Annotated in this window: 18 protein-coding genes and 1 pseudogene; 12 read left to right on the plus strand and 7 right to left on the minus strand. The window is 67.4% G+C overall.

The features are described 5' to 3' along the window. The first annotated feature begins 44 nt into the window (after positions 1-44). Together NQ152_RS07585 and NQ152_RS07590 are read left to right on the plus strand one after the other, a co-directional pair. A complete protein-coding gene (locus tag NQ152_RS07585; protein WP_257523558.1) occupies positions 45-1,916 on the plus strand; it encodes a carboxylesterase/lipase family protein in 1,872 nt (623 codons plus the stop codon). Between the two features lie 117 nt (positions 1,917-2,033). Continuing rightward, the gene (locus NQ152_RS07590) at positions 2,034-2,216 is read left to right on the plus strand and encodes a hypothetical protein (RefSeq protein WP_257523559.1); all 183 of its coding nucleotides are present in this window, start codon (positions 2,034-2,036) and stop codon (positions 2,214-2,216) included. Between the two features lie 25 nt (positions 2,217-2,241). Here NQ152_RS07590 and NQ152_RS07595 read toward each other — a convergent pair whose 3' ends face one another. Next, positions 2,242-4,446 (minus strand): LLM class flavin-dependent oxidoreductase, encoded by a 2,205-nt coding sequence (locus NQ152_RS07595; RefSeq protein WP_257523560.1) that lies wholly within the window; start codon positions 4,444-4,446, stop codon positions 2,242-2,244. 333 nt (positions 4,447-4,779) lie between these two features. On the opposite strand from NQ152_RS07595, the gene NQ152_RS07600 reads away from it, so the two are divergent. The 3 genes and pseudogenes from NQ152_RS07600 (at position 4,780) to NQ152_RS07610 (ending at position 8,487) form a co-directional block, all read left to right on the plus strand. Continuing rightward, complete coding sequence (locus tag NQ152_RS07600) at positions 4,780-5,535, plus strand: MerR family transcriptional regulator (RefSeq protein ID WP_257523561.1); 756 nt, start codon at positions 4,780-4,782, stop codon at positions 5,533-5,535. 234 nt (positions 5,536-5,769) lie between these two features. Continuing rightward, positions 5,770-6,165: pseudogene (locus NQ152_RS17355) on the plus strand (AAA family ATPase); the annotation flags it as partial. 357 nt (positions 6,166-6,522) lie between these two features. Then, the gene (locus NQ152_RS07610; protein WP_257523563.1) at positions 6,523-8,487 is read left to right on the plus strand and encodes a helix-turn-helix transcriptional regulator; all 1,965 of its coding nucleotides are present in this window, start codon (positions 6,523-6,525) and stop codon (positions 8,485-8,487) included. Here the strand turns inward: NQ152_RS07610 and NQ152_RS07615 are convergent. Together NQ152_RS07615 and NQ152_RS07620 are read right to left on the minus strand one after the other, a co-directional pair. Continuing rightward, positions 8,478-9,197 (minus strand): NAD(P)H-binding protein, encoded by a 720-nt coding sequence (locus tag NQ152_RS07615; RefSeq protein WP_257523564.1) that lies wholly within the window; start codon positions 9,195-9,197, stop codon positions 8,478-8,480. The two genes, NQ152_RS07610 and NQ152_RS07615, sit on opposite strands and share 10 nt — an antisense overlap. Beyond that, the gene (locus tag NQ152_RS07620) at positions 9,194-9,988 is read right to left on the minus strand and encodes a MerR family transcriptional regulator (protein WP_257523565.1); all 795 of its coding nucleotides are present in this window, start codon (positions 9,986-9,988) and stop codon (positions 9,194-9,196) included. Before NQ152_RS07620 ends, NQ152_RS07615 begins: the two co-directional genes overlap by 4 nt. Positions 9,989-10,599: 611 nt before the next feature. Here NQ152_RS07620 and NQ152_RS07625 point away from each other — a divergent pair. From NQ152_RS07625 to NQ152_RS07635, 3 genes are all read left to right on the plus strand, one after another. Continuing rightward, positions 10,600-11,442, plus strand: a complete 843-nt coding sequence (locus tag NQ152_RS07625) for an alpha/beta fold hydrolase (RefSeq protein ID WP_257523566.1) — start codon at positions 10,600-10,602, stop codon at positions 11,440-11,442. A 400-nt stretch (positions 11,443-11,842) separates the two neighbouring features. Further along, positions 11,843-12,166 (plus strand): helix-turn-helix transcriptional regulator, encoded by a 324-nt coding sequence (locus NQ152_RS07630; protein ID WP_257501752.1) that lies wholly within the window; start codon positions 11,843-11,845, stop codon positions 12,164-12,166. Continuing rightward, complete coding sequence (locus tag NQ152_RS07635) at positions 12,166-12,660, plus strand: SRPBCC family protein (protein ID WP_257523567.1); 495 nt, start codon at positions 12,166-12,168, stop codon at positions 12,658-12,660. Before NQ152_RS07630 ends, NQ152_RS07635 begins: the two co-directional genes overlap by 1 nt. A gap of 303 nt (positions 12,661-12,963) precedes the next feature. On the opposite strand, the gene NQ152_RS07640 is transcribed toward NQ152_RS07635, so the two are convergent. After that, on the minus strand, positions 12,964-13,860 hold the full coding sequence (locus tag NQ152_RS07640) for an SDR family oxidoreductase (protein WP_257523665.1): 897 nt from the start codon (positions 13,858-13,860) through the stop codon (positions 12,964-12,966). Between the two features lie 362 nt (positions 13,861-14,222). Next, on the minus strand, positions 14,223-16,034 hold the full coding sequence (locus NQ152_RS07645; protein ID WP_257523568.1) for a thiamine pyrophosphate-requiring protein: 1,812 nt from the start codon (positions 16,032-16,034) through the stop codon (positions 14,223-14,225). A gap of 604 nt (positions 16,035-16,638) precedes the next feature. On the opposite strand from NQ152_RS07645, the gene NQ152_RS07650 reads away from it, so the two are divergent. The 3 genes from NQ152_RS07650 (at position 16,639) to NQ152_RS07660 (ending at position 18,539) form a co-directional block, all read left to right on the plus strand. Continuing rightward, a complete protein-coding gene (locus tag NQ152_RS07650; protein WP_257523569.1) occupies positions 16,639-17,343 on the plus strand; it encodes an SOS response-associated peptidase in 705 nt (234 codons plus the stop codon). Positions 17,344-17,557: 214 nt separating this feature from the next. Beyond that, positions 17,558-17,911 (plus strand): hypothetical protein, encoded by a 354-nt coding sequence (locus tag NQ152_RS07655; RefSeq protein WP_257523570.1) that lies wholly within the window; start codon positions 17,558-17,560, stop codon positions 17,909-17,911. Positions 17,912-17,966: 55 nt separating this feature from the next. After that, a complete protein-coding gene (locus tag NQ152_RS07660) occupies positions 17,967-18,539 on the plus strand; it encodes a TetR/AcrR family transcriptional regulator (protein ID WP_257501757.1) in 573 nt (190 codons plus the stop codon). Between the two features lie 45 nt (positions 18,540-18,584). Here the strand turns inward: NQ152_RS07660 and NQ152_RS07665 are convergent, their stop codons facing one another. Both NQ152_RS07665 and NQ152_RS07670 read right to left on the minus strand, forming a co-directional pair. Then, positions 18,585-19,244: a hypothetical protein gene (locus tag NQ152_RS07665; RefSeq protein WP_257523571.1), complete on the minus strand. Its 660-nt coding sequence runs from the start codon at positions 19,242-19,244 to the stop codon at positions 18,585-18,587. Positions 19,245-19,257: 13 nt separating this feature from the next. Beyond that, positions 19,258-19,671: a CBS domain-containing protein gene (locus NQ152_RS07670; RefSeq protein ID WP_257501759.1), complete on the minus strand. Its 414-nt coding sequence runs from the start codon at positions 19,669-19,671 to the stop codon at positions 19,258-19,260. 211 nt (positions 19,672-19,882) lie between these two features. Here NQ152_RS07670 and NQ152_RS07675 point away from each other — a divergent pair, with 211 nt between their 5' ends. Then, entirely contained in the window at positions 19,883-20,212 is a 330-nt protein-coding gene (locus tag NQ152_RS07675; protein WP_257501760.1) for a hypothetical protein, read from the plus strand. The last annotated feature ends 21 nt before the right edge of the window (positions 20,213-20,233 follow it).

Consider the following 20,233-nt stretch of genomic DNA (forward strand, 5'->3'; position numbering starts at 1 on the left):
TCGAGCATCCCTCGAACCACGACCCGCCAGGAAGCAGCCGAATCATGGACCCGATTCACGGACCAGCGGCCCGCGCCGTCGAGAGGCGCCCACGGTTCCTCCCGTTCCTGGGCTACGCGCTTGCACTTCTGCTGTTGACGGCGATCGCGCTGGCCGTGCTCTGGCTCAACCAAAGCCCGTGGTGGGGATGGGCGCTGACACTGACGCTCCTGGTGCCGATAGGCGTGGGGGCCCGCTGGTGGATGCGGCAACGCGCCGGATTCCAGTTCGGGGCGTGGCTGCTCGCTGCCCTCCTCGTGGGCGGAACGGCCGTACTGGCCTACCCGCCGGCTCAGACCCGCGCGGCCGGAGACGGCGATCCGAAACTCACACCACAGGTCTCCACTCAGGAGGGTCCCGTGCAGGGAGTCACCGATGATGCGCGCACCGTGGAGATCTTCGCGGGCATCCCGTATGCACGGCCTCCGGTGGGGGAGCGACGGTGGCGCGCACCCGAACCACCCGCGCCGCGCGAAGAAGTGCTCGTCGCCGACCGATTCTCGGCGGTTCCCGTCCAGGGCACCTCGAGCTTCTCGACGCGGGCACTCGCGCAACTGGTAGATGTGCCGCTGGAAGGCACCCTGCTCAACCCCTACCCCGTGAGCGAAGACAGTCTCACGCTCAACATCTGGCGGAGTACTGCGCCTGCCGGTGATGATCTTCCCGTGCTTGTGTACATACCCGGCGGAGGCTTCTCCACGGGGTCCGGCGCGTTGCCGCTGTACGACGGTGCAGCGCTCGCGTCCCGCGGTGACGTGATCACAGTCACCATCAATTACCGGCTCGGCGTACTCGGCTTCCTCTCCCATCCCGACCTTGCGGCCGAGTCGGGCTACGACGCGTCGGGGAACTACGGCCTCCTGGACCAGATCGCGGCACTCGAATGGGTGCGAGAGAACATCGCGGCGTTCGGCGGCGATGCGGAGCGGGTGACGATCACCGGCGAGTCGGCGGGGGGTCAGAGTGTCTGCATCCTGGGGGCGACTCCGCTCGCGGAGGGCCTGCTCGATGGCATCATCGCCGGCAGCGGTGCATGCATGGGCACGACAGGCGACACCGAGAACGGAGATCAGTTCGACACCCGAGACGCCGCGGAGGATGTCGGCCGGCGAGTGAGCGAGCGGTTGGGCGACGCGACGATCGCGGAGATGCGTGGGATGCCGGTGGATCGCATCCTCGAAGCATCCCGCGCGTTCGCGGCTCATTGGCGCCCTTCCATCGACGGACACGTCCTGCCGAGCTCACCGGCGGAGATCTACGCCTCCGGTCAACAGCACGACGTGCCGATCCTCGTGGGCAGCAACGCCGACGAAGCGTCGCTCGCGCTCGCCGCCTCGTCCCCGATCGACGTCGACGAGTACCGGGCGACCGCCACCGAGGCGTACGGCGATCTGGTGGACAGATTCCTCAGTCTGTACCCCGGCGACACGCCGAAGCAGGCGCTGGAGTCCTCCCTGCAGGCGCAGACCGATCGGGTCATGACCCGCGCGATGCACCGGTGGGCGCGTCTGCACACACAGTCCGTGGATGCCAATGCCTACCTCTACTTCTTCTCCCACACGCCGCCGGAGGAGGGGTTGGAGAAGTACGGCGCGTATCACGGTGCGGAAGTGGCATACGCCTACGACAATCTGGGAGTCGACAGCGACGCGGACTACACGGAATCCGACTACCGGTTGCGCGATCAGATGAGCGGGTACTGGATGGCCTTCGTGAGCACCGGAGCTCCTGCCGCGGTTGCGCTCGCGCCCTGGCCGGCAGTGCGGACGGCCCCCGAACAGGTCATGGAGTTCACCGCGGACGGCAGTCAGGTGAAGCCTCGCCCGCGCGCGGACGCGATCGACTTCTGGATGGAATACGCGGGACCGATACCGTGATCTCACCGATGATCGCCACTTTCGTCGTGCTCGCCCTGGCCGTGGTGGGGTTCGTGACGAACCGTGTGCCGCTCGTGGTCGTCGCCCTGTTCGTGCCCGTGGCGCTGGGGCGACGGCGTGCTCGATCTCAACGAGGCTCTGCGGGGTTTCAGCGACCCGATCGTTCTGTTCATCGCTTCGCTGTTCGTCCTCAGTGAGGCTCTGAACGCCACGGGCATCACCGCGGGGATCGGCCTGCCACTGGCGCTCGTCTTCCTCGCGGTCGCGGTGCTGTACGTCCCACTGATCTGGCCGTTCTGAGCCCGCATCCGCCGGCGGACCGCGGCTATCGGACGGGGAAGTTGTCGCGGAAGAGACCCTCCGGGTCCAGCTGCTCCTTGAGTGTGAGCAGCCGTTCCAGAGTGGCGGGCGGGAACGCCCGCGCCACGATGTCGGGTCCGGTGCGTGACTCGAAGCTCAGGTAAAGGCCGTCGAAGCGCTCCTCCAGGCGGGTCCACAGTTCGTCGAAGGAAGCCGAGCGACCGACGGCGGTCACCGAGTACCGGGCTCTGCGGTGCGCGTAGGCGGTCGCCTGTTCGGGGACATCGGCGATGGCTCCGCCGACGGGGCGGAGCTGGAACCACGGCGTGCTGCCGGACAGCACCAGCTCTGCCGCAACGGCAGCCGTCTCCGGACCGAGCTCATCGAGCAGACCGGAGCGGAAGCCCGGTTCACCTCGCCCATCGTGGGACGTGTCCGGGGCGTTGGTGATGACGTCGGCGTACGAACCCAGCTGCACGGACTGGTCCAGCAGCGGGGCGATCGTCAGGAACGGCTGCAGGCGCTCGATGATCACGGAGGTGTCCTCCGAGTCGATCACGCCGTACAGCCGGGCAACCGGCGCGGTCGCGGGGCGCGCTGCGCCGGCGATGAGGAAGAGCGTCGTATCCCGGGGGGCGTCCTCTGTCGCGTGGGCGTAGCGGTGAAGCAAGGATGCCGCATCGGAGGCGTCGAAGACCAGCTGAACCCACGCCACCTTTCCGATGGGCGTAGCTCGGAACTCGAAGGAGACGACGATCCCGACGTTGGCGCCGGCTCCGCGCACGGCCCAGAACAGCTCGGGGTTCTGGTCCGCGGAGGCGCGCACGAGTGCGCCGTCGGCGAGGACCACCTCGGCGGCGACCAGCTGGTCGATGGTCAAGCCGTGTTCTCGGCCGAGGAATCCGATGCCCCCGGCGGTGGCGAGGCCGCCGACGCCGACGCCGCCGTAGTCGCCGCTGGTGATCGCCCACCCGTGCGGCTCCAGCGCACGCGCGACGTCCTGCCAGCGAGCTCCCGGACCCACGCGCACTAACCGGCGGGCTTCGTCCAGGACCTCGATCTCCCGCAGCCCGGCGAGGTCTATGACGATTCCTCCGTCGTTCGTGCTGCGACCGCTGACGCCGTGCCCGCCGCTGCGGATGCCGAGCGGCAGATGCCGGTGAGCGCGGGCGAACGCCACGGCATCCTGCACTCCCGCGGTGTCATCGGGGCGGAAGACGATTCCGGGGGCGCCGCCGCGCAGGTAGGTGGACCGCACGGCGCGGTAGGCGAAGTCCCCCGGCTCGATCGTCTTGCCTCTCAGGGAGGCGGGGACCTCGTCATAGGAGATGCCCTCGCGCCGTGCTGCGAGCGCGCGTGTCGATCGTCCCGGCGCGACCGTGCCCCGCCGAACTCGTTCTGCTTCGATGAGTCCGCGCACCGTCGGTATCGTCTCCTGCGCGAAATGGGTCAGTGCGTTCGGGTCGTCGGTGGCCACGATGAATGTGGAGAATCCGTGGGTCAGGGCCAGATCCGCCAGCTGGCCCGAGTCAGTGCCGGAGGGGACGTTCAGCAGGCGTCGCACCTCCGCGGGGTTGCGCCCGGCCCCGCGCGCGGCGTCATCGATCCGCTCGTGCTGAGCGCCGAGCTCGGCCGGCTGAAGGTAGCCCAGGCTCGGCAGCCAGCCGTCGGCCTTGCGTCCGGTCAAGCGCAGCATCCTCGGCTTGAGCGCACCGATCCAGATCGGTATCTCGTGCGCGGGGGAGGGTCCCCGCTTCGCGCCCCCCAGCGGGTAGCGCTCACCGCTGGGCAGCGGCCCGCGCTGGTCGGGATTCCAGATGCCTCGGATGAGATCGATCGCCTCCTCCAACGCCTCGACAGCCTGCCCGGGGGTCAGCCGTGGCACACCCATCGCCTCGATCGCATCCCAGAAGGCCCCCGCCCCCAGGCCCAGCTCGAACCGGCCGCCCGAGAGCAGGTCCAGAGACGCCGCCGCCCGCGCGACCACAGCGGGGGGTCGCAAGGGAAGATTCAGCACGTTCGGGGCGAGACGGATCGTCGATGTCGCCGCCGCGGTGTAGGACAGCAGAGTCCACGTGTCCAGGAAGCGCGGCTGATAGGGGTGGTCCTGGAACGTCACGAGATCGAATCCGAGCTGCTCACTCAGCTGAGCCAACGCCACCGGCGCCTGCGGCTGGGCGTTGGTCGGCGTGATGAAGACTCCGAACTCTACTGCGTGACCGTAATCCATGTCGTCGGGCTCCTTGGTTGGTCGTCGTGGCCCGGTTGCCAGGCGACGCCAGTTGACACCATGTTGTCGGCACACGGTCAAGTTCGCCGGGGTTTCTGGCGGATGAGGAAGGCAGCCGTTGACCCTGTGGCGGCAACAGGGTGTCGACTGTACGGATGCAGGTGCTGCCAGTAGCGCAGTCCGCGAGGAGGACGGATGGCTCGAGCGACCGCTCACCGCCGACGGCACGACGTCTCCCCGGTCGATCCGGATGGATGGTCCGCGAAGCCGGCGATCGCGGCCGGGTTACCGTTGTCCGCGAAGCGTGGGCCGTGAGCCCGGAAAGGACATGGGATGCCGTGGAGCACGCGTGAGCTGGCCGAAATGGCCAGTACGACGGTGAACACCATCCGTCACTACCACCGGATAGGACTGCTGGAGGAGCCCGAACGCCGGTACAACGGATACAAGCAGTACGGGGTGCGCCACCTGGTGAGTCTGCTGCGCATCCGACGTCTCGCAGAACTGGGCGTGCCGTTGTCTCAGATGCCGGATCTCAGCGTCGGAGTGGACGGCGCTCCCGATGCGCTGCGCGCCCTCGATGCCGAACTCCAGATGAGTATCGCCCGCCTGCAGAGCGCTCGTGCGGACATCGCAGAGATCCTCCACCACGGGGCACCCGCAGATGGCCCGGCCGGATTCGAGTCGGTCGCTTCTCGGCTTTCGGAACGTGACCGCTCGGTGATCCACATCTACAGCCAGTTCTACGACGAAGGCGCGCTGGCCGACGTTCGCAGGATGGCGGCGGATACCACCGATGACACCAGCGCCGAGATCGACCGGTTGCCGGCCGATGCGGATGAACGTGCCAGGCAGGATCTGGCCGAGAGGCTGGGGAAGAGTCTCGCGCAGAACATCATCGACTACCCGTGGTTGAGCGACCCGTCCGCGCACCTGTCCCGGAAAGGAAAGGTCAACGCGAGGACGTTCGTGGATGCCATGGCTGAGCTGTACAATCCCGCGCAGCTGGATGTGATGCTGCGCGCGCACGCCATCGCCGACGAGCGGGTGCGCGCCATGCGAAACCCGAGTGGTCCCGTCGGTCCGTAGACGCAGCGGGTTCGTCGCGGTGAGCCATGCCCGGCGAACGAGAATCGTTGTTGAACGCGAGCCTCTTTCGTTGCATGCGTACATTTCCATGAATCCGGAAAGCATCGTCGCGCATTCATTCGGATACTGTGTGGTAGGCACATGGGAATGTGTCATTCCCGATCCGGAATGAAAACGCAGTCACAACTCGCCTGACGTCGATGGAGGATTCCGGTGCATCTGTTCGGCCGACAGATGGAACGCGACACTCTCGAGCGCATCCTCGCTGACGCGCACGCCGGCCGGAGCAGCGCCGTGTTCGCCCGGGGCGAGGCGGGGATCGGTAAGACGGCCCTTCTGGATTTTGCGCGTTCCATCGCCGAACAATCGGGTTTCCGGATCGTGCGGGTGATCGGCATGGAGTCGGAAAGGCAGTTCGCATATGCGGCGCTGCACCAATTGTGTGCGCCTCTTCTGCAGTACGACTCCGAGTTGACCGAGCCCCAGCGCGATGCGCTCGCCGTCGCCTTCGGAGGCAAAACGGGGCCTCGGCCGGACAGGTTCCTGGTCGGTCTGGCTGTGCTGAATCTGCTGGCGGAAAGCGCTGAGAAACAGCCGCTGCTCTGTCTTGTCGATGATGCGCAATGGCTGGATCGCGCATCGGCCGAGGTCATCGCCTTCGCGGCACGGCGAGTGGCGGCCGAACGACTGGCGTTCCTCATCGCCGGCCGCGATTCTGAGGACAGCGAGTCTGCGGTCTTCTCCGGTATTTCGGTCATGCCACTTGCCGGGCTCCGCGACACCGACGCGCGGGCGCTGCTTGCGGCTGAGGTCCGCACCCCCATTGACGACGTCGTACGGGACCGGGTCGTCGCGGAAGCGCATGGCAACCCCTTGGCCCTGCTGGAGCTGCCACGAAACGTCCGACCGACGATCCTGGCAAGCGGGTTCGATATACCCGATCGACACAGCGTCGCGCACCGCCTCGAAGAGGGCTTCCTGCAGCGGATGAGCGCACTCCCTTCCGATGCGCAACGCTTGCTCCTGCTCGCCGCGGCCGAGCCTACCGGCGACGCGACGCTGCTGTTCGAGGCCGGGTCCTACCTCGGAATCGAGCCCTCCGCTGTCTCCGCGGCGGAGGTTTCCGGGCTGCTCGCCATCGACTCGGTGGTGCGGTTCCGGCATCCTCTGGTCAGATCAGCGATCTACGGCGCGGCGGCCCCGTCGGAACGTCGTCGTGCGCATGAAGCGCTGGCTGACGCCACCGACGCGGGCATCGACCCCGATCGACGGGCGTGGCATCAGGGGCAGGCCGTCCCCGGCAACGACGAAAACATCGCCATCGAGCTGGAGCGCGCCGGCGATCGAGCGCTCCTGCGCGGCGGCATGGCGGCTGCGGCGGCGTTCTTCCAGCGGGCGACGGAGATCACTCCGGACCCGGCCGTGCGCATTCAACGCGCCATGACCGCCGCGCAGGCGAAATACGAGGCGGGCGCCGCAGATGAAGCATTGAGCCTGCTCGCGCTTGCGGCACAGGGACCCCTGGAGCCCTTGCAGTCCGCGCGCCTCACGCTGTTCAGAGCGCATATCAGTTTCTATCTCGCACGCAGCGACGACGTGCCCGCCCAATTCCTGGCAGCCGCGCGCGCACTGGCGCCGCTGGACCGCGCCCTGTCTCGAGAGACCTTTCTGTTCGCCCTCAATGCATCCATCAACTCCGGTGCCGATGCCGGCGATGTGCGGAACGTCGCAGAGGCAGCCCGAGCCGCGCCCCGCCCGCCCGATCCACCACGGCCCCTGGACGTCCTGCTCGACGGGCTCGTGAAGACGTGCACGCAGGGCTACGCCGCCGGCGTTGGCGAGCTGCGAGAATCGCTCATGCTGTTGCGTGACGAGCAGCTCGAGCGAGACATCGCCGGCGAGTCGGACAGCGATCGCTGGCTCTGGCTCGCCAGCCGCACGGCTGTCGCGCTCTTCGAGGACGATCTGATGCGGGACCTGGCCGTCCGCAGCGTCGCGATCGCCCGCAGGACGGGGGCGGTGGCCACCCTGCATGCTGCCCTGATCACTCATTCGGTGGCCCTCGTGCTGAGCGGCGAGTTCAGCCGCGCAGCGGAACTCCTGGATGAGAGCGGAGCGATTGCCCGGGCCACGGGGGCTGTGCCGTTGCCCCACGGGGCTCTCATCCTCGCTTCCTGGCGAGGCCGGGAAGCAGAGACCACCGACCTATGCGACAGCGCCGCCCGGTCCGGGGGGAGAGCCAGCGGAGCCGACAATATGGCGCAGTATGCGCTCGCGGTCCTGCACAACGCGACAGGAAACTTCGAGTCCGCGCTGGTGGCGGCTCTGCGCGCCGCGGAGTCCGATGAATTCGCTGTGGTGGGCCTTGCGCTGCCCGAGTTGGTCGAAGCGGCCTCGCGTGCCGGCCGGTCGGAGCAGGCGCGAGCAGCGTATGAACAACTGGCCGGGCGAGCCCACGCAAGCAGCACCGAGTGGGCGCTGGGTGTGGCTGCCCGTTCACAGGCTCTGATCACACCCGGTGAGGACGCCGAGGACCACTACCGCGAGTCGCTCGACCGGCTGACCGGGTCCCGCGTCATCGGTTACCTCGGGCGCGCTCACCTCGTCTACGGTGAATGGCTCCGGCGCGAAGGTCGTCGCCGCGAAGCCCGGGAACAGCTGCGCACAGCACACGCCATGCTCACAGACATCGGAGCAATGGGTTTCGCCGACCGCGCCGCCAAGGAATTGCGCGCCACCGGCGAGCACCCTCGTGCGCGAAGCTCGCGGCCGGGCGTGGTGCTCACAGAGCACGAGCTGCACATCGCGCGCCTCGTGGCAACGGGCGCCACCTCACGCGAAGTCGCCGAGATGCTGTTCCTCAGTCCGCGGACGATCGAGGCGCATCTGCGGACCATCTTCCGCAAGCTGGGCGTCACGTCCCGCCGCCAACTCAAGGAGCTTCACCTCTGACCCGCCGCATCACCATCGCGGTCGGACTCCTCAGGTCGATTCCCACGCTCCGAGACACACCAGGCAAGATTCGCGCGAACGGCCTTGTCGATCGGCGTCAACCCCTGGTTCAGCTCCAGGAGCTGCCGCCGTATCCGAGGCTCGTGGAGGAGCTCTGCCAGCGTGGCCGCGACATCCTCACGCGAGATCTCATCATTCGGCTGTGCGGGACCGAGGGCCACTGTTCCGGTCCCTGCGCGATCGAGCAGCAGCGACGGCCGCAGGATCAGCCAGTCGAGATCGCTCAGGGTGACGGTCACGTCGACGAGCTTCTTCACGGCGAAGTAGAACTCGACGTCACTGTCTTGGCGCTGCCCGCGCGCGGCTTCGGGAAGCACAGAGAGCAGAGCGAAGCGACCGACGCCCGCGAGTCGTGTCGCTTCGAGGGCTTTCTCGACACCTTCGCCGTCCACCGCCGCCGTGATCCGTCGAGCACCGCCATTTGATCCGGCCGTGTACACGACGACATCGCATCCGCTGAGCATGGGCGAGAGGGACTCGGCGTCCAGCTCGGTCAGCTCACCGACGAAAGTCTCGACCCCGCGCATGGAGAGATCGGTTCTCTGCTCCTCACGCCGAACGAGGCCGACGACCTCATCGCCTCGATCAGCCAAGTTCCGGGCGAGGAGCTTTCCGACAGCACCGCTGACTCCGAAGATGAACACCTTCACGAGAGAGCGGCTCCGATCGAGTCGCGATCCCCCGTCGCCGTGCGTGCGGTCTCTGCCGACCCGGCTCGCAGCGAGTCTTGAGCCAGCGTGCCGGCGCGGAAGAGGACGTCGAGTTGTGCCGAGTTGTACAGCGCTGCGACCGCCTCGATGACGGTGTTCTGCGCGACGTGCTTGCTCTTGGACAGATGGCGGGACGGGTCCTTCAGCCACGGGTAGTCGATGAGGTTCTGCGCGAGTGTGGGAGCGAGCTGTTCTGCCAGGCATCGCCGGGTCTCCTCGTCCGCGTCCGGCGCGAGCGCATTGATCTGATTCCCGATCGCGCCCTCATCGGCATCCACTTCGACCATGCGCCGCAGGTCTGCCATCGCATCCGCGTCATAGAGCTGCGTGTAGATGTGGATGATCGCATTGTCCGACTCGGACAATCGGGACGCAACCGACGCGAAGCCCGCCGGTGCGTCTGCCGGAGCATTGTCGCGAAGTATCGTGGCGATATCGGCACGTGCGCGCTGCAGACGCTCGACCTTCATCTGGAGTTCGGCGTCCACCGCCCACAGCTCCTCCGGTGTGCTCTCACCCCCCGCGCAGACCCGCCGGATCCGAGCCAGCGGCATGCTCAAGTCCGCGAGACGCCGGATCCGCAAGAGCCGGACAAGATCTTGTACCCCGTACTGCTTGTACCCGTTGTACCGGCGTCCGGGCTCGTCGAGCAGGCCGAGCCGGTGGTAGTGGCGAACCGTGTTGACGGTGGTGCCGGCGAGGTCTGCCAATTCGCGTGTGCTCCACGTCATCTCAGCTTCCTCCGGACCGCACGGGAGGCATTCCGGCCACGCCGCGCGCGCGGCCGTCGCTCAGAACGGATCGTTGTGCGTGGTTCACGCTCAAGAGGATTCCACCCAGCACCGCGGCCAGGCTCACGCCGGCTGTGTACCGCGTTTCGTGGTCGCCCGTTGTGGCCGGAGGGCGGGCCGAAGGCGATTCGCTCGCGGCGAGCGGTGAGGGGGTGGCGCTGCCGGACTGGGCCCGGATGGATTGTTCGATCATCGGTGGTTTCCGTTCTGGTGCGGTCCGCCGGTGTCGGGACGAGTTGTTCACCTGTCGGGCGGACGGTGACAGGAGCGCTGAGCGTCCTGTCCGGGCTTGGAGCGCTCGGTGTTCGGCGCTTGTCGAGTGGTGCTCCGCCAGCATCACAGCGCGGGCGGGGCACTGGCGTCGGTGGAAGTTACGTAAGTGCCACCGGGGACTACCGTGCGCAGGTGGACGCCGACGAACGGGCTCGGAAGAGATCCGCGGTCCGTGGCCGGCGTGATCCGCGAGAGGCCTTGACCGTGTTCCGAGAACAGAGTGTCTGGTTGCACGCGGGGCCCGCATTCTGCCGGACCCGAGACGGAAGGACAAGATCATGGGATACGTCGCGGTCGGCACCGAGAACACGGGCCCGATTGAGCTGTACTACGAGGACCAGGGCTCGGGCCAACCGGTGGTGCTCATCCACGGGTATCCACTCAACGGTCACAGTTGGGAGAGGCAGACGCGCGAGTTGCTCGCTCGGGGGTACCGCGTGATCACCTACGACCGTCGCGGATTCGGGCAGTCATCGAAGGTGAGCTCCGGCTACGACTACGACACGTTCGCCGCCGACCTGAATGCGCTGCTGGAAGCCCTCGATCTGCGGGATGTCGTGCTCGTCGGCTTCTCGATGGGCACCGGGGAGCTTGCCCGATACGTCCGTCGGTACGGGCATGAGCGGATCGCGAAGTTCGCGTTCCTCGCGTCGCTCGAACCCTTCCTCGTCCGAGGTGACGATAATCCGGAAGGCGTACCGCAGGACGTGTTCGACGGCATCGCCGCGGCCGCGAAACAGGACCGGTACGCCTGGTACACCCGGTTCTTTCACGACTTCTACAACGTGGACGAGAACCTCGGCACCCGCATCAGCCCCGAGGCCGTCGCCGGCAGTTGGAACGTCGCCATCGCGAGCGCACCGGTCGCCGCGTATGCGGTCGTCCCGTCATGGATCGAGGATTTCCGCGGTGACGTCGAGGCTGTGCGCGTTTCCGACAAGCCGACCTTGATCCTGCACGGCACGAAGGACAACATCCTGCCGATCGATGCCACTGCCCGCAGGTTCCGTCTGGCCATCCCGGACGCCGATTACGTCGAGGTCGAAGGTGCGCCGCACGGCCTCCTGTGGACTCATGCCGACGAGGTCAACGCCGCCCTCCAACAGTTCCTCGGCGGGTGATCCGCGGGGAAGAGGACCGTCCCCGCGATGTCACCGCTCAGCGCAACTGCCCAGGGCCGTCGTCACCCGGACCGGCCCCATTCACGGCGCGCGGGACCTGGTCACCTACAGCTGGAACCTCGGGCCCGAAGGCGGGACCGCCATCATCACCGTTCGCGATGTGCTCATCATCGATGGCAGCACCGTCACCTCCGTCTACGTGCTCCTCGACGCACGCTGACGCCGCGCGGCGGGTCCAACAGTGTTCGAGCTCACGCAGAACAGGAACCGGCACTGAGCGAACCGCGCCAGTGGAATGCGACCACACCTTTCGTCGGTCGCCCACTCGCGGCCGGAACAGACCGAGAACTCCGCTTAGGTACCTAGACGTGTACGTACACGGAGGTGTACGCTCGGCCGCATGGATGCACTGCTTACCGCGATCGGCGACCCGCACCGCAGGACGCTGCTCGATGCACTGAGCCGAGGCCCCGCCACTGTCACGGAACTCGCCGAACTCGTGCCCATCGCGCGGCCAGGTGTATCCCGGCACCTTCGAATCCTCCGCGAGTCGGGACTTGTCGGAGTTCGAGCGGATGCCCAACGAAGGATCTACGAGCTGCGCACCGAGCCACTCATCGAACTCGATGACTGGCTTGCGCCGTACCGCGCTGTCTGGACGCAGCGGATGGACGCACTGCACACCGAAGTCGGCAGAGGCAAGAAGGAAGGAAAGGCATCGTGATGAGCGAACAGAAGCTGCTCGGAGAGCTGCGCGAGGAGAATGGTTCGGGAGTCGTCCGCGTCGAAGACGTCTACGCCACCGGCATCGATGACCTCTGGTCGGCAATCACCGAACCCGACCGCCTCGCGCGCTGGATCGCCCAGGTGAGCGGCGACCTGCGTGTCGGTGGAGAGTTCGACGCGACCTTCACCAGCGGCTGGGTCGGTACAGGCCGGATCGAAGTCTGCGCCGCCCCGACCCTCCTGCGGGTCCGGACGCAGCAACCCGGCGAGCAGGCGACGGTCATGGAGGCTCAGCTCAGCCCGGCCGCCGGCGGCACTCGGCTCGTCATCGAGGAAAGAGGGCTGCCGCTCGCCGAGTACGCCGGCCATGGGGCGGGATGGCAAGCGCACGTGGAAGACCTGCACGCTCATATCGCCGGGACCGCGTCGATGGACTGGATGCAGCGTTGGCGCGAACTGAGTCCCGCGTACGTCGCGTTGGTCAGCCGATGAGCAGCTCGGGCAGGAACAGCTCGGCAACGGTCCCGGCGACCCGGTGACGGTGACTCCGCCCGCACAGGAACCTGATTCGCGGCGGGCTCAGCAGTATCCTTGCCTGCGCGGTCGTCGCGGTCATCTCGCTGCGGAACGGCATTGCGTCAGAGGAGGTTGCCGCCGACGCGTCGCGGACCCTGGGAAACGACTCCGTGGATGAACCGTGACCTGGACGAATCCCAGGGGAGGAACTCCTTCGCGGTTGTCCGCGTCGGCTGCATCTCTCGCCGGAGCGTCGCGTCGCGTCGAGAACTCGAAGGGTCAGGGCGTCGGAGTGCCGCCGTTCACGTTCAGCGTCTCGCCGATCACGTAGCTGGACTCCGCAGATGCCAGGAAGACGTATGCGGGCGCGAGTTCGGCCGGCTGGCCGGCTCGACCGAGGGGCGTCTGCTTGCCGAACTCGGCGATCTTGGACTGCGGCTGGCCTTCGGTCACCTGCAGGGGGGTCCAGATCGGCCCCGGCGCGATGGCGTTGACCCGGATGCCTTTCGGCGCGAGTTGCTGGGCGAGCGCCTTGGTGAACGTGTTGATGGTCGCCTTGGTCGAGGCGTAGTCGACCAGGATCTCGGACGGCTTGTAGGCCTGAACGGAGGTCGTGTTGATGATCGTGGCGCCGGCGGCCAGATGAGGCAAGGCGGCTTTGGTGATCCAGAACATCGCATACACGTTGGTCTTGAAGGTGTCGTCGAACTGCTCGTCCGTGAGCGTCGTGAGGTCCTCGTTGTAGACCTGCTTGCCGCCGTTGTTGACCAGGATGTCCAGGCCGCCGAGCCCGCTCACGGCCCTGTCGACCAGGCTTCGGCAGTAGTCGGGGTCGCGGAGATCACCCGGCAGCGTCAGCACGTTCGCCCCGGCGTCCTGGAGGATGGACGCTATTCGTCGGGCGTCCTTCTCCTCTTCCGGAAGGTAGGACATGGCCACGTCTGCGCCCTCCCGAGCGAAGGCGATCGCGGTCGCGGCGCCGATCCCGGAGTCGGCGCCGGTGATCAGGGCTTTGCGTCCGGTCAGGCGGCCGGTGCCGCGATACGTCGTCTCGCCCAGATCGGCTTTCGGCTCCAGCTCCGCGTCCAGGCCGGGCTCGGGCTGAGACTGCTGCTCGGGCTCGAAGTCGGCGTACAGTTCGGCGGGATTGGTGAAGGTGTACTGGTCGCGTGTCATCTCGTCCTCTCCGGGTCGGGTGTGCATCCTCAGGATGCTGCCGTCGCCCGGCCAGGTCGCGGGGATTGACGGCGCACGAAGACTGCGCTATCCGCAATCGAGCACGGACCGTCTGGCCAGGGAGGTGCGCGCCGCACGGGAAGGCGAAGGGGCGGACACCGGACTGGTGCGCGTCGTCGATGACGAGGTCAAGCCCGGCGTGGAGGCCGACATGGGCCCAGGCGACGATTGGCCGGCGCTGCGTTCTCGGATCCTGGATGCCGACATCCTGGCCCTATCCGGCGCCGTTGCCGGAGGTGAAACTCCGGCCACCCGATCGAGCGGAGACATCCCGGATGCTGTCAGCCGGCTCCCGAATCCACCTAGGTGTGGTCTGGGATCTCGGTGCCGCCGCCGAGCTTCTCGATCTCGATGTACCTCTCCAACAGAAGACGCGCCCGGGCAGCGTGACGTCCACCCAGGTCCTCCTCGGCGCGGAGTGATGACCGCATCTGGTCGAGCTTCTCCGATGCTGCCGCCAGTGGGGGCAGCATCGGAGTGGCGGGATCGCTGCGAATCGACAGCACGCACGGGCGGTCGGCAGCCCACGCGCGTCTCCATGCGTCATCCACATCGTCTCGGCTGGATACCCGCTCACCGGCCAGCCCGAGCAGACGAGCGTATTCGTCGTACGGCACCGACGGGAGATCCTGGCTGGCGTCGAATCGCGGCGCGCCCTCCATCTCGCGCTGCTCCCAGCTCACCTCGGCGAGGTCGCCGTTGTCGAACACGGCGATGACGAACCGGGGATCGGCCCACTCCCGCCAGCGTGAGGAGACCGTGACCAGCTCTGCCAAACCGCTCATCTGCATGCCGCCGTCCCCGGAGAGGACCAGCACCGGCCGGTCGGGCGCCGTGAGCTTCGCCGCGATCCCATAGGGGATGCCGCAGCCCATGCTGGCAAGCGTTCCGGAGACGTGCGCGGGCACTCCCCGCGGGAGCACGAGTTGCCGGGCGTACCAGTAGACGACGCTTCCGACATCCAAGGCGACGCGGGCGTTGTCAGGCAGATGGTCGTTCAGCGCACGCATGACCGCTTCAGGATTGAGCGGGTCCGCCTCCACGGCCGCCCGTTCGGCGCTGATCGCCCGCCATCTGCGAACGACCTCGTGCACGCGGTCGGTCCAGGCCGTCCCATTCGACACCGCCGGAGTCGCTTCGCGAAGCGCACGAAGGGTGGACGCGGCGTCTCCCACCAACCCGACATCCACGGGACTGCGATTGCCGATCATCCGCGGATCGATGTCGATCTGCACGGTTCTGGCCTGCCCGGGCGCCGGGTAGAACTCCGTCCACGGGTCATTGGACCCCACGATGAGCAACGCGTCGCACTCGGCGAAGACCTGCGCGCTCGCGGTCGTCCCCAGATGTCCCATGGTTCCCGCAGCGAAAGGCAGTCGCTCGTCGACGAACGGCTTGCCGAGCAGACTCGAGACGACGGCCGCGCCGAGGTGCTCGGCCAGCGCCTGGACCTCCTCGACCGCGCCGCCGGCGCCCTGACCGATGAGGAACGCCGGGCGCTGCGCGGACGAGAGCAGATCGGCGGCGGCGGCGACGCGGTCAGCGGCCGCGCGAACGCGGGGCTCGTCGAAAGTCACCTCACTCGGCACGATGCCGTGTTCGTGAGGACGTTCGGGGGCGGGCTCGGACTGCACGTCGTGAGGGAGGATGACCACGGCCGGTGAGCGCGATCCGAGCGCCGCGCGGAACGCCCGGTCGATGACCATGGGCACCTGTTCGGCGCTGGAAACCTCCACGGTGTATTGCGCCGCGACATCGGAGAAAAGTGTGCGCAGGTCGATTTCCTGCATGTAGCCGGATCCCAGGACGCTGCGGTGCTGCTGCCCGATGAGCGCGACCACCGGCACCCGGTCGAGTTTGGCGTCGTAGAGGCCATTCAGAAGATGCACCGCGCCCGGACCCTGAGTCGAGACGACCACGCCGACCCCACCGGCATACTTTGCCTCGCCGACAGCCATGAAGGCCGCGTTCTCCTCGTGCCGCGCTTGGACGAACTGGACCTGGCCGCCGGACTGCCGGATGGCCTCCAGCACGCCGTTGATGCCGTCACCGCTGTAGCCGTACACCCGCGACACACCCCACTCGCGCAGGCGATCGACGATCACATTCGACACGGTTCTCTGCTGCTCGGCCACGGGTTCGTCTTCCTCTCATCTCTGCGAGCCCCGGTCACGATTCGATCGGTTCTTCGCCCTACCGGTGATGCTCGGTGAGCTGCCCAGCGTGCTCGCCGTGCGCGCGGGGGAGGCGGTGCGGTCGGGACGCGCCAACCATGCTCCTCGTCGTCAACGACGGTAGGGGGGCCACGGGACGCAGCAGCAGGGGATTGAGTCCGGTGCATGAAGGTGTTAGGCGCGGCCGCGGCCCCGCGTCGGGCGAGAGGGCCCGTCTGCGCCATTGCGCGAGGTCCAGCCTGAGGACGAAGGCTTCGTGCTCCTGACCCATCGGAGGACTCGGATTCGGAAGCTGCAGGACACCCAGCCGGTCTGGCACGCGGTGATCGGGATTGCGATCTACATCGTCGCCGTCAACATCGGCGATGCCGTCGGGCAGTTGCGGCGGTCGGGTTCGTCGAGGAGCTCCTGTTCCGCGGGTTCCTGCTGCGGGCACTGCGCACCGAGGGAAGCACCAGCGGCTGATCCGGCACTGGCATCGGGCGGGTCCTGAAGACGCGCAGGATGCCGGACGCAAATCGCCTCGGCCGCGTACCTTGGTGGCATGTGCGGGCGATTTGCGATGAACAAGGAGACCAACGAGCTGATCGAGGAGTTCGTCGCCGATGGGGGCGACTTCCGCGACTGGCGGCCGAGCTACTCCCTCGCGCCGACCAATCCCATCCTGATGGTGCGCGAACGCGTCGACGAGGACAGCGGCGAAGTGCGGCGGACGATCGACGAGGCCGTGTGGGACTTCCACCCCGCCTTCATGAAGGACTCCAAGCGCCCGAACTTCAACGCCCGCATCGAAACGGTCACCACCAATGGCCTGTGGAAGGGTGCGTTCGCCTCGTCGCGCGCGTTGATCCCGATGATCGGCTACTACGAGTGGACCGGCGAACCCGGCCGCAAGCAGGCGCACTTCCTCCATCCCACGCGCGGCGATCTGCTCGCCGCCGCGGGCATCTACACGGCTCGCAAGGTCGAGGACCGGTGGGAGGTGTCAGCGGCGATCATCACCCGCCCGGCCCGGGACGCATCCGGGGAGATCCACGACCGCATGCCGGTCTTCCTCGAGCCGGACGTGTGGAGCGACTACCTGGACCCCGGCAAGCTCGACGACGCCGGCAGGCAGCGGATGGTCGAGCTGCTCACCGCGGAGTCGGAGAAGGTCGCCGCCACGATCGACCAGTACGAGGTGGACCGGAAGGTCAACAACACCCGCACCGTCGATCCGCAGGATCCGACCCTCATTCAGCCGATCTGAGCGTCGGTTCCGCGACGTGCGACGTCCGTGCGGCGCTACGGGCGCGGGACGCTCGTGGGCAAGCGCATGGCCCGCGTCACCGACCGTCACGGTCCTGGCATGCGGGATTGGAGTTGCCCCGCCGCGCCGTTGCCGATCCGCCGGGGTACGACCCGCTTGACTGCCGCTGTGGCGGTGGAAAATAAGCCGACATAGTGTCGGTAAGCTGAGGGGCATGGAGATCCTCAAGAACGTCGTCCTTGCTTTGCACATCATGGGTGTCGTCGCCCTGTTAGGCGGCGTCCTTTACCAGATCGGTGCGATGCGGGCGGGCAGGGCGCGGGTGCTTCCGGCGATGATGCACGGCGCCTGGACGATGCTGGTCACCGGAATCCTGCTGGTCGGCCTGCTGTATCCGCTGGGCCACGAAGTGAACAACGTCAAGATCACCGTCAAACTCGTCGTCCTCATCGCGATCATCGTGATCGCTCTGGTCAACCGCAAGCGTGAGACGGTCGCCACGTGGGTCCTGGCCAGCATCGGTGGACTCACCGTGCTGAACGTGCTGCTGGCGACGGTCTGGCGCTAGCGAACCCGCGGCCTCGAACGATCGTGGGCCACCGGCCCGGGCCCATAATGGCGGGATGCCCAAGATCTCTGCGCGGACCGTGGCCGAGCATCGCGCCGCGCAACGCGCAGCGCTTCTGCGAGCGGGCGAGGCTGTGCTTGTCGAGTCCGGCCTCTCCGGGGTCACGCCGCGCAGCGTGTGCGAGCGCGCGGGGCTTGCCCGATCGAGCTTCTACGACTACTTCGCGACGAAGGACGACCTCGTCGTGTCGATCGCGATCGACGCGATCGAGCGGTGGGATGCCGAGATCGAACAGCAACTGGCCGGGGTCGAGCCAGGTCTGCCCGAGCTGCGGCGGTTCATCGACGCCACCATGGCGATGACCGCTGACGGAAGGCACGCGATCGCGGGAGCCCTGCGCGAAGCCGACCTCAGCCCGAGCAGCCGAGAAGACCTCATGGTGCTGCACGCAGCACTGCTGCGGCCCGTCGTCAGGGTACTGCGGGACCTCGGCGTACCCCGCAGCGAATCGACCACGATGCTGGTCCAGGGCGTGCTCGGCGCCGGCATCCAGCTCGTCACCCACGGTATGGATCCGGGCGCGGTCGCCGCCGACGTCTATCGCCTCGTGACCGACGGTCTGGTCTGAGCCTCGCCTCTCGCCGCAGGGCGTCGGACCGACCGAATCGATCGGTCAGGCCTCGCCGAGACCCACGCGGTCCACCCGTCGGTGGTAACGCATGCCGGCCATCCCGCCGAGGACCGCGCCGACCAGTGCCACGATCGCCGCACCCACGGCGGTGAGGATGCCGGTGAGCGTCGCGGTCTCCGCGGTCAACGGGATCCGCGGGAACGTGTCCAGCGCAGCGAGGATGTCCCACTGGCTGCCGACCACGGCCGTCACCAGCGCCACGACGAGCGCGATCACCACGGACCAGATCCATACTGCGAGTCCCTGCTTCACACCGCTGAAACGGGCCATCCGACCCGCGACATATCCGCCGGCGAAATAGGCGATGAGCAGCACGATGCCCAGGACCACCGCACTGACGACCGCCACGACCCCGGTGTTCTCGGCCGCGACGTCGGCTGCCTCCTCAACGGTGGATCCGGTGCTGAATCCGACGGCAGTGCCGACGGCGCCCACGAGCGCACTCAGGAGCACGGCGGTGCCGGTCGCGGTCAGCCATCCGAAGAATGCCGAACCGAACTTGAAGCCGCCGAAGCGCTCCTGCTCGCGGGCGAGGACATCGCGGTGAACAGCGTCGTCCTGGCCCGCAGGAGCCGCGCCGCCGGTGCCGGCGTCGTAGCGGGAAGCGCCGGGGCTCCGTGGATCCGATGCTGGGCTGCTCATGGTCTCTCGCCCCTCACTCCGAGATCGCTTCGACGGTTTCGCCCGTTTCCGTGGCCGAGAGCGACAGCGCGATGTCCGCCTGGCTGATCATGCCCACCAGATCATGTCCGTCGATCACCGGCAGGCGACGCACCTGATGGTTCTCCATCGTCGTCAGCGCCTCGCGTACGTCGTCATCGGCGCCGATCGTCACCGGCTTGCCCTCCCCGAGCGAACCTGCGCGCGTCTGCGCCGGGTCGCCTCCCTGGGCCAGGCACTTCACCACGATGTCCCGGTCTGTGAGCATCCCTTTCAGACGCTGGTCTTCACCGCAGATGGGAAGCGCGCCCACGTCGAGCTCCGCCATCAGCCGGGCCGCGTCGACCAGCGTCTCGTTCTCGCCGATGCAGCGGGGGTCCGGGGTCATGATGTCGCGTGCTTTGGTCATTTCGGTCTCCTCTCCTGGTCCGGTCACGGTAAGTCGCCGCCGGGGTGCAGGTTGAGGGGCTTGACAGCGCCCGATCAGGTAGTCCGCACCGCCGTCGCCGGTGCACCCGTCAGCTTTTCAACGCGATGGTCGTGACTCGGACGACTAGCTTGGTTCGGGCGCTGTGGCAAGGGGTGAGAGGGGAGATTCTTTCGCCCTATATAAAGGATTCATGAAGGCGATCCTCTATGCGGGCGGCGAATACGTCACGGGCGATGACATCGCGCTCGCGTTGATGGAGTACAGCAGGCGTCTGGCAGAGGAAGACACTGCCGGGACGGTCGAGATTCCGATCCTCAACGCGGACGGCTCACTGGGGGCCGCGACCTTCCTGCTGGGGCCGGCCAGCCAGATCGTGGCCCAGGACGTCGACACGGATTCTGACGAACTGCGCGATCCGGACGCCCTCAGCCGGATCCGCCGTTTGACGGCTGCCCTGCAACTGGTCGCCCAGACCGATTCCGAGCCGTCGCCGTCCACCTGGACCGATCACGGGATTTAGACCTTCGGATCCAGAACACGG

The sequence above is a fragment of the Microbacterium sp. zg.B48 genome, assembly GCF_024623505.1.
Lineage (GTDB): Bacteria > Actinomycetota > Actinomycetes > Actinomycetales > Microbacteriaceae > Microbacterium.

Coding starts and splice junctions, on each gene's coding strand:
- NQ152_RS07585 (WP_257523558.1), top strand. CDS start 45: ATGGACCCGATTCACGGACCAGCGGCCCGCGCCGTCGAGAGGCGCCCA.
- NQ152_RS07595 (WP_257523560.1), bottom strand. CDS start 4,446: ATGGATTACGGTCACGCAGTAGAGTTCGGAGTCTTCATCACGCCGACC.
- NQ152_RS07600 (WP_257523561.1), top strand. CDS start 4,780: ATGCCGTGGAGCACGCGTGAGCTGGCCGAAATGGCCAGTACGACGGTG.
- NQ152_RS07610 (WP_257523563.1), top strand. CDS start 6,523: ATGAGCGCACTCCCTTCCGATGCGCAACGCTTGCTCCTGCTCGCCGCG.
- NQ152_RS07620 (WP_257523565.1), bottom strand. CDS start 9,988: ATGACGTGGAGCACACGCGAATTGGCAGACCTCGCCGGCACCACCGTC.
- NQ152_RS07625 (WP_257523566.1), top strand. CDS start 10,600: ATGGGATACGTCGCGGTCGGCACCGAGAACACGGGCCCGATTGAGCTG.
- NQ152_RS07630 (WP_257501752.1), top strand. CDS start 11,843: ATGGATGCACTGCTTACCGCGATCGGCGACCCGCACCGCAGGACGCTG.
- NQ152_RS07635 (WP_257523567.1), top strand. CDS start 12,166: ATGAGCGAACAGAAGCTGCTCGGAGAGCTGCGCGAGGAGAATGGTTCG.
- NQ152_RS07640 (WP_257523665.1), bottom strand. CDS start 13,860: ATGACACGCGACCAGTACACCTTCACCAATCCCGCCGAACTGTACGCC.
- NQ152_RS07650 (WP_257523569.1), top strand. CDS start 16,639: ATGTGCGGGCGATTTGCGATGAACAAGGAGACCAACGAGCTGATCGAG.
- NQ152_RS07655 (WP_257523570.1), top strand. CDS start 17,558: ATGGAGATCCTCAAGAACGTCGTCCTTGCTTTGCACATCATGGGTGTC.
- NQ152_RS07660 (WP_257501757.1), top strand. CDS start 17,967: ATGCCCAAGATCTCTGCGCGGACCGTGGCCGAGCATCGCGCCGCGCAA.
- NQ152_RS07665 (WP_257523571.1), bottom strand. CDS start 19,244: ATGAGCAGCCCAGCATCGGATCCACGGAGCCCCGGCGCTTCCCGCTAC.
- NQ152_RS07670 (WP_257501759.1), bottom strand. CDS start 19,671: ATGACCAAAGCACGCGACATCATGACCCCGGACCCCCGCTGCATCGGC.
- NQ152_RS07675 (WP_257501760.1), top strand. CDS start 19,883: ATGAAGGCGATCCTCTATGCGGGCGGCGAATACGTCACGGGCGATGAC.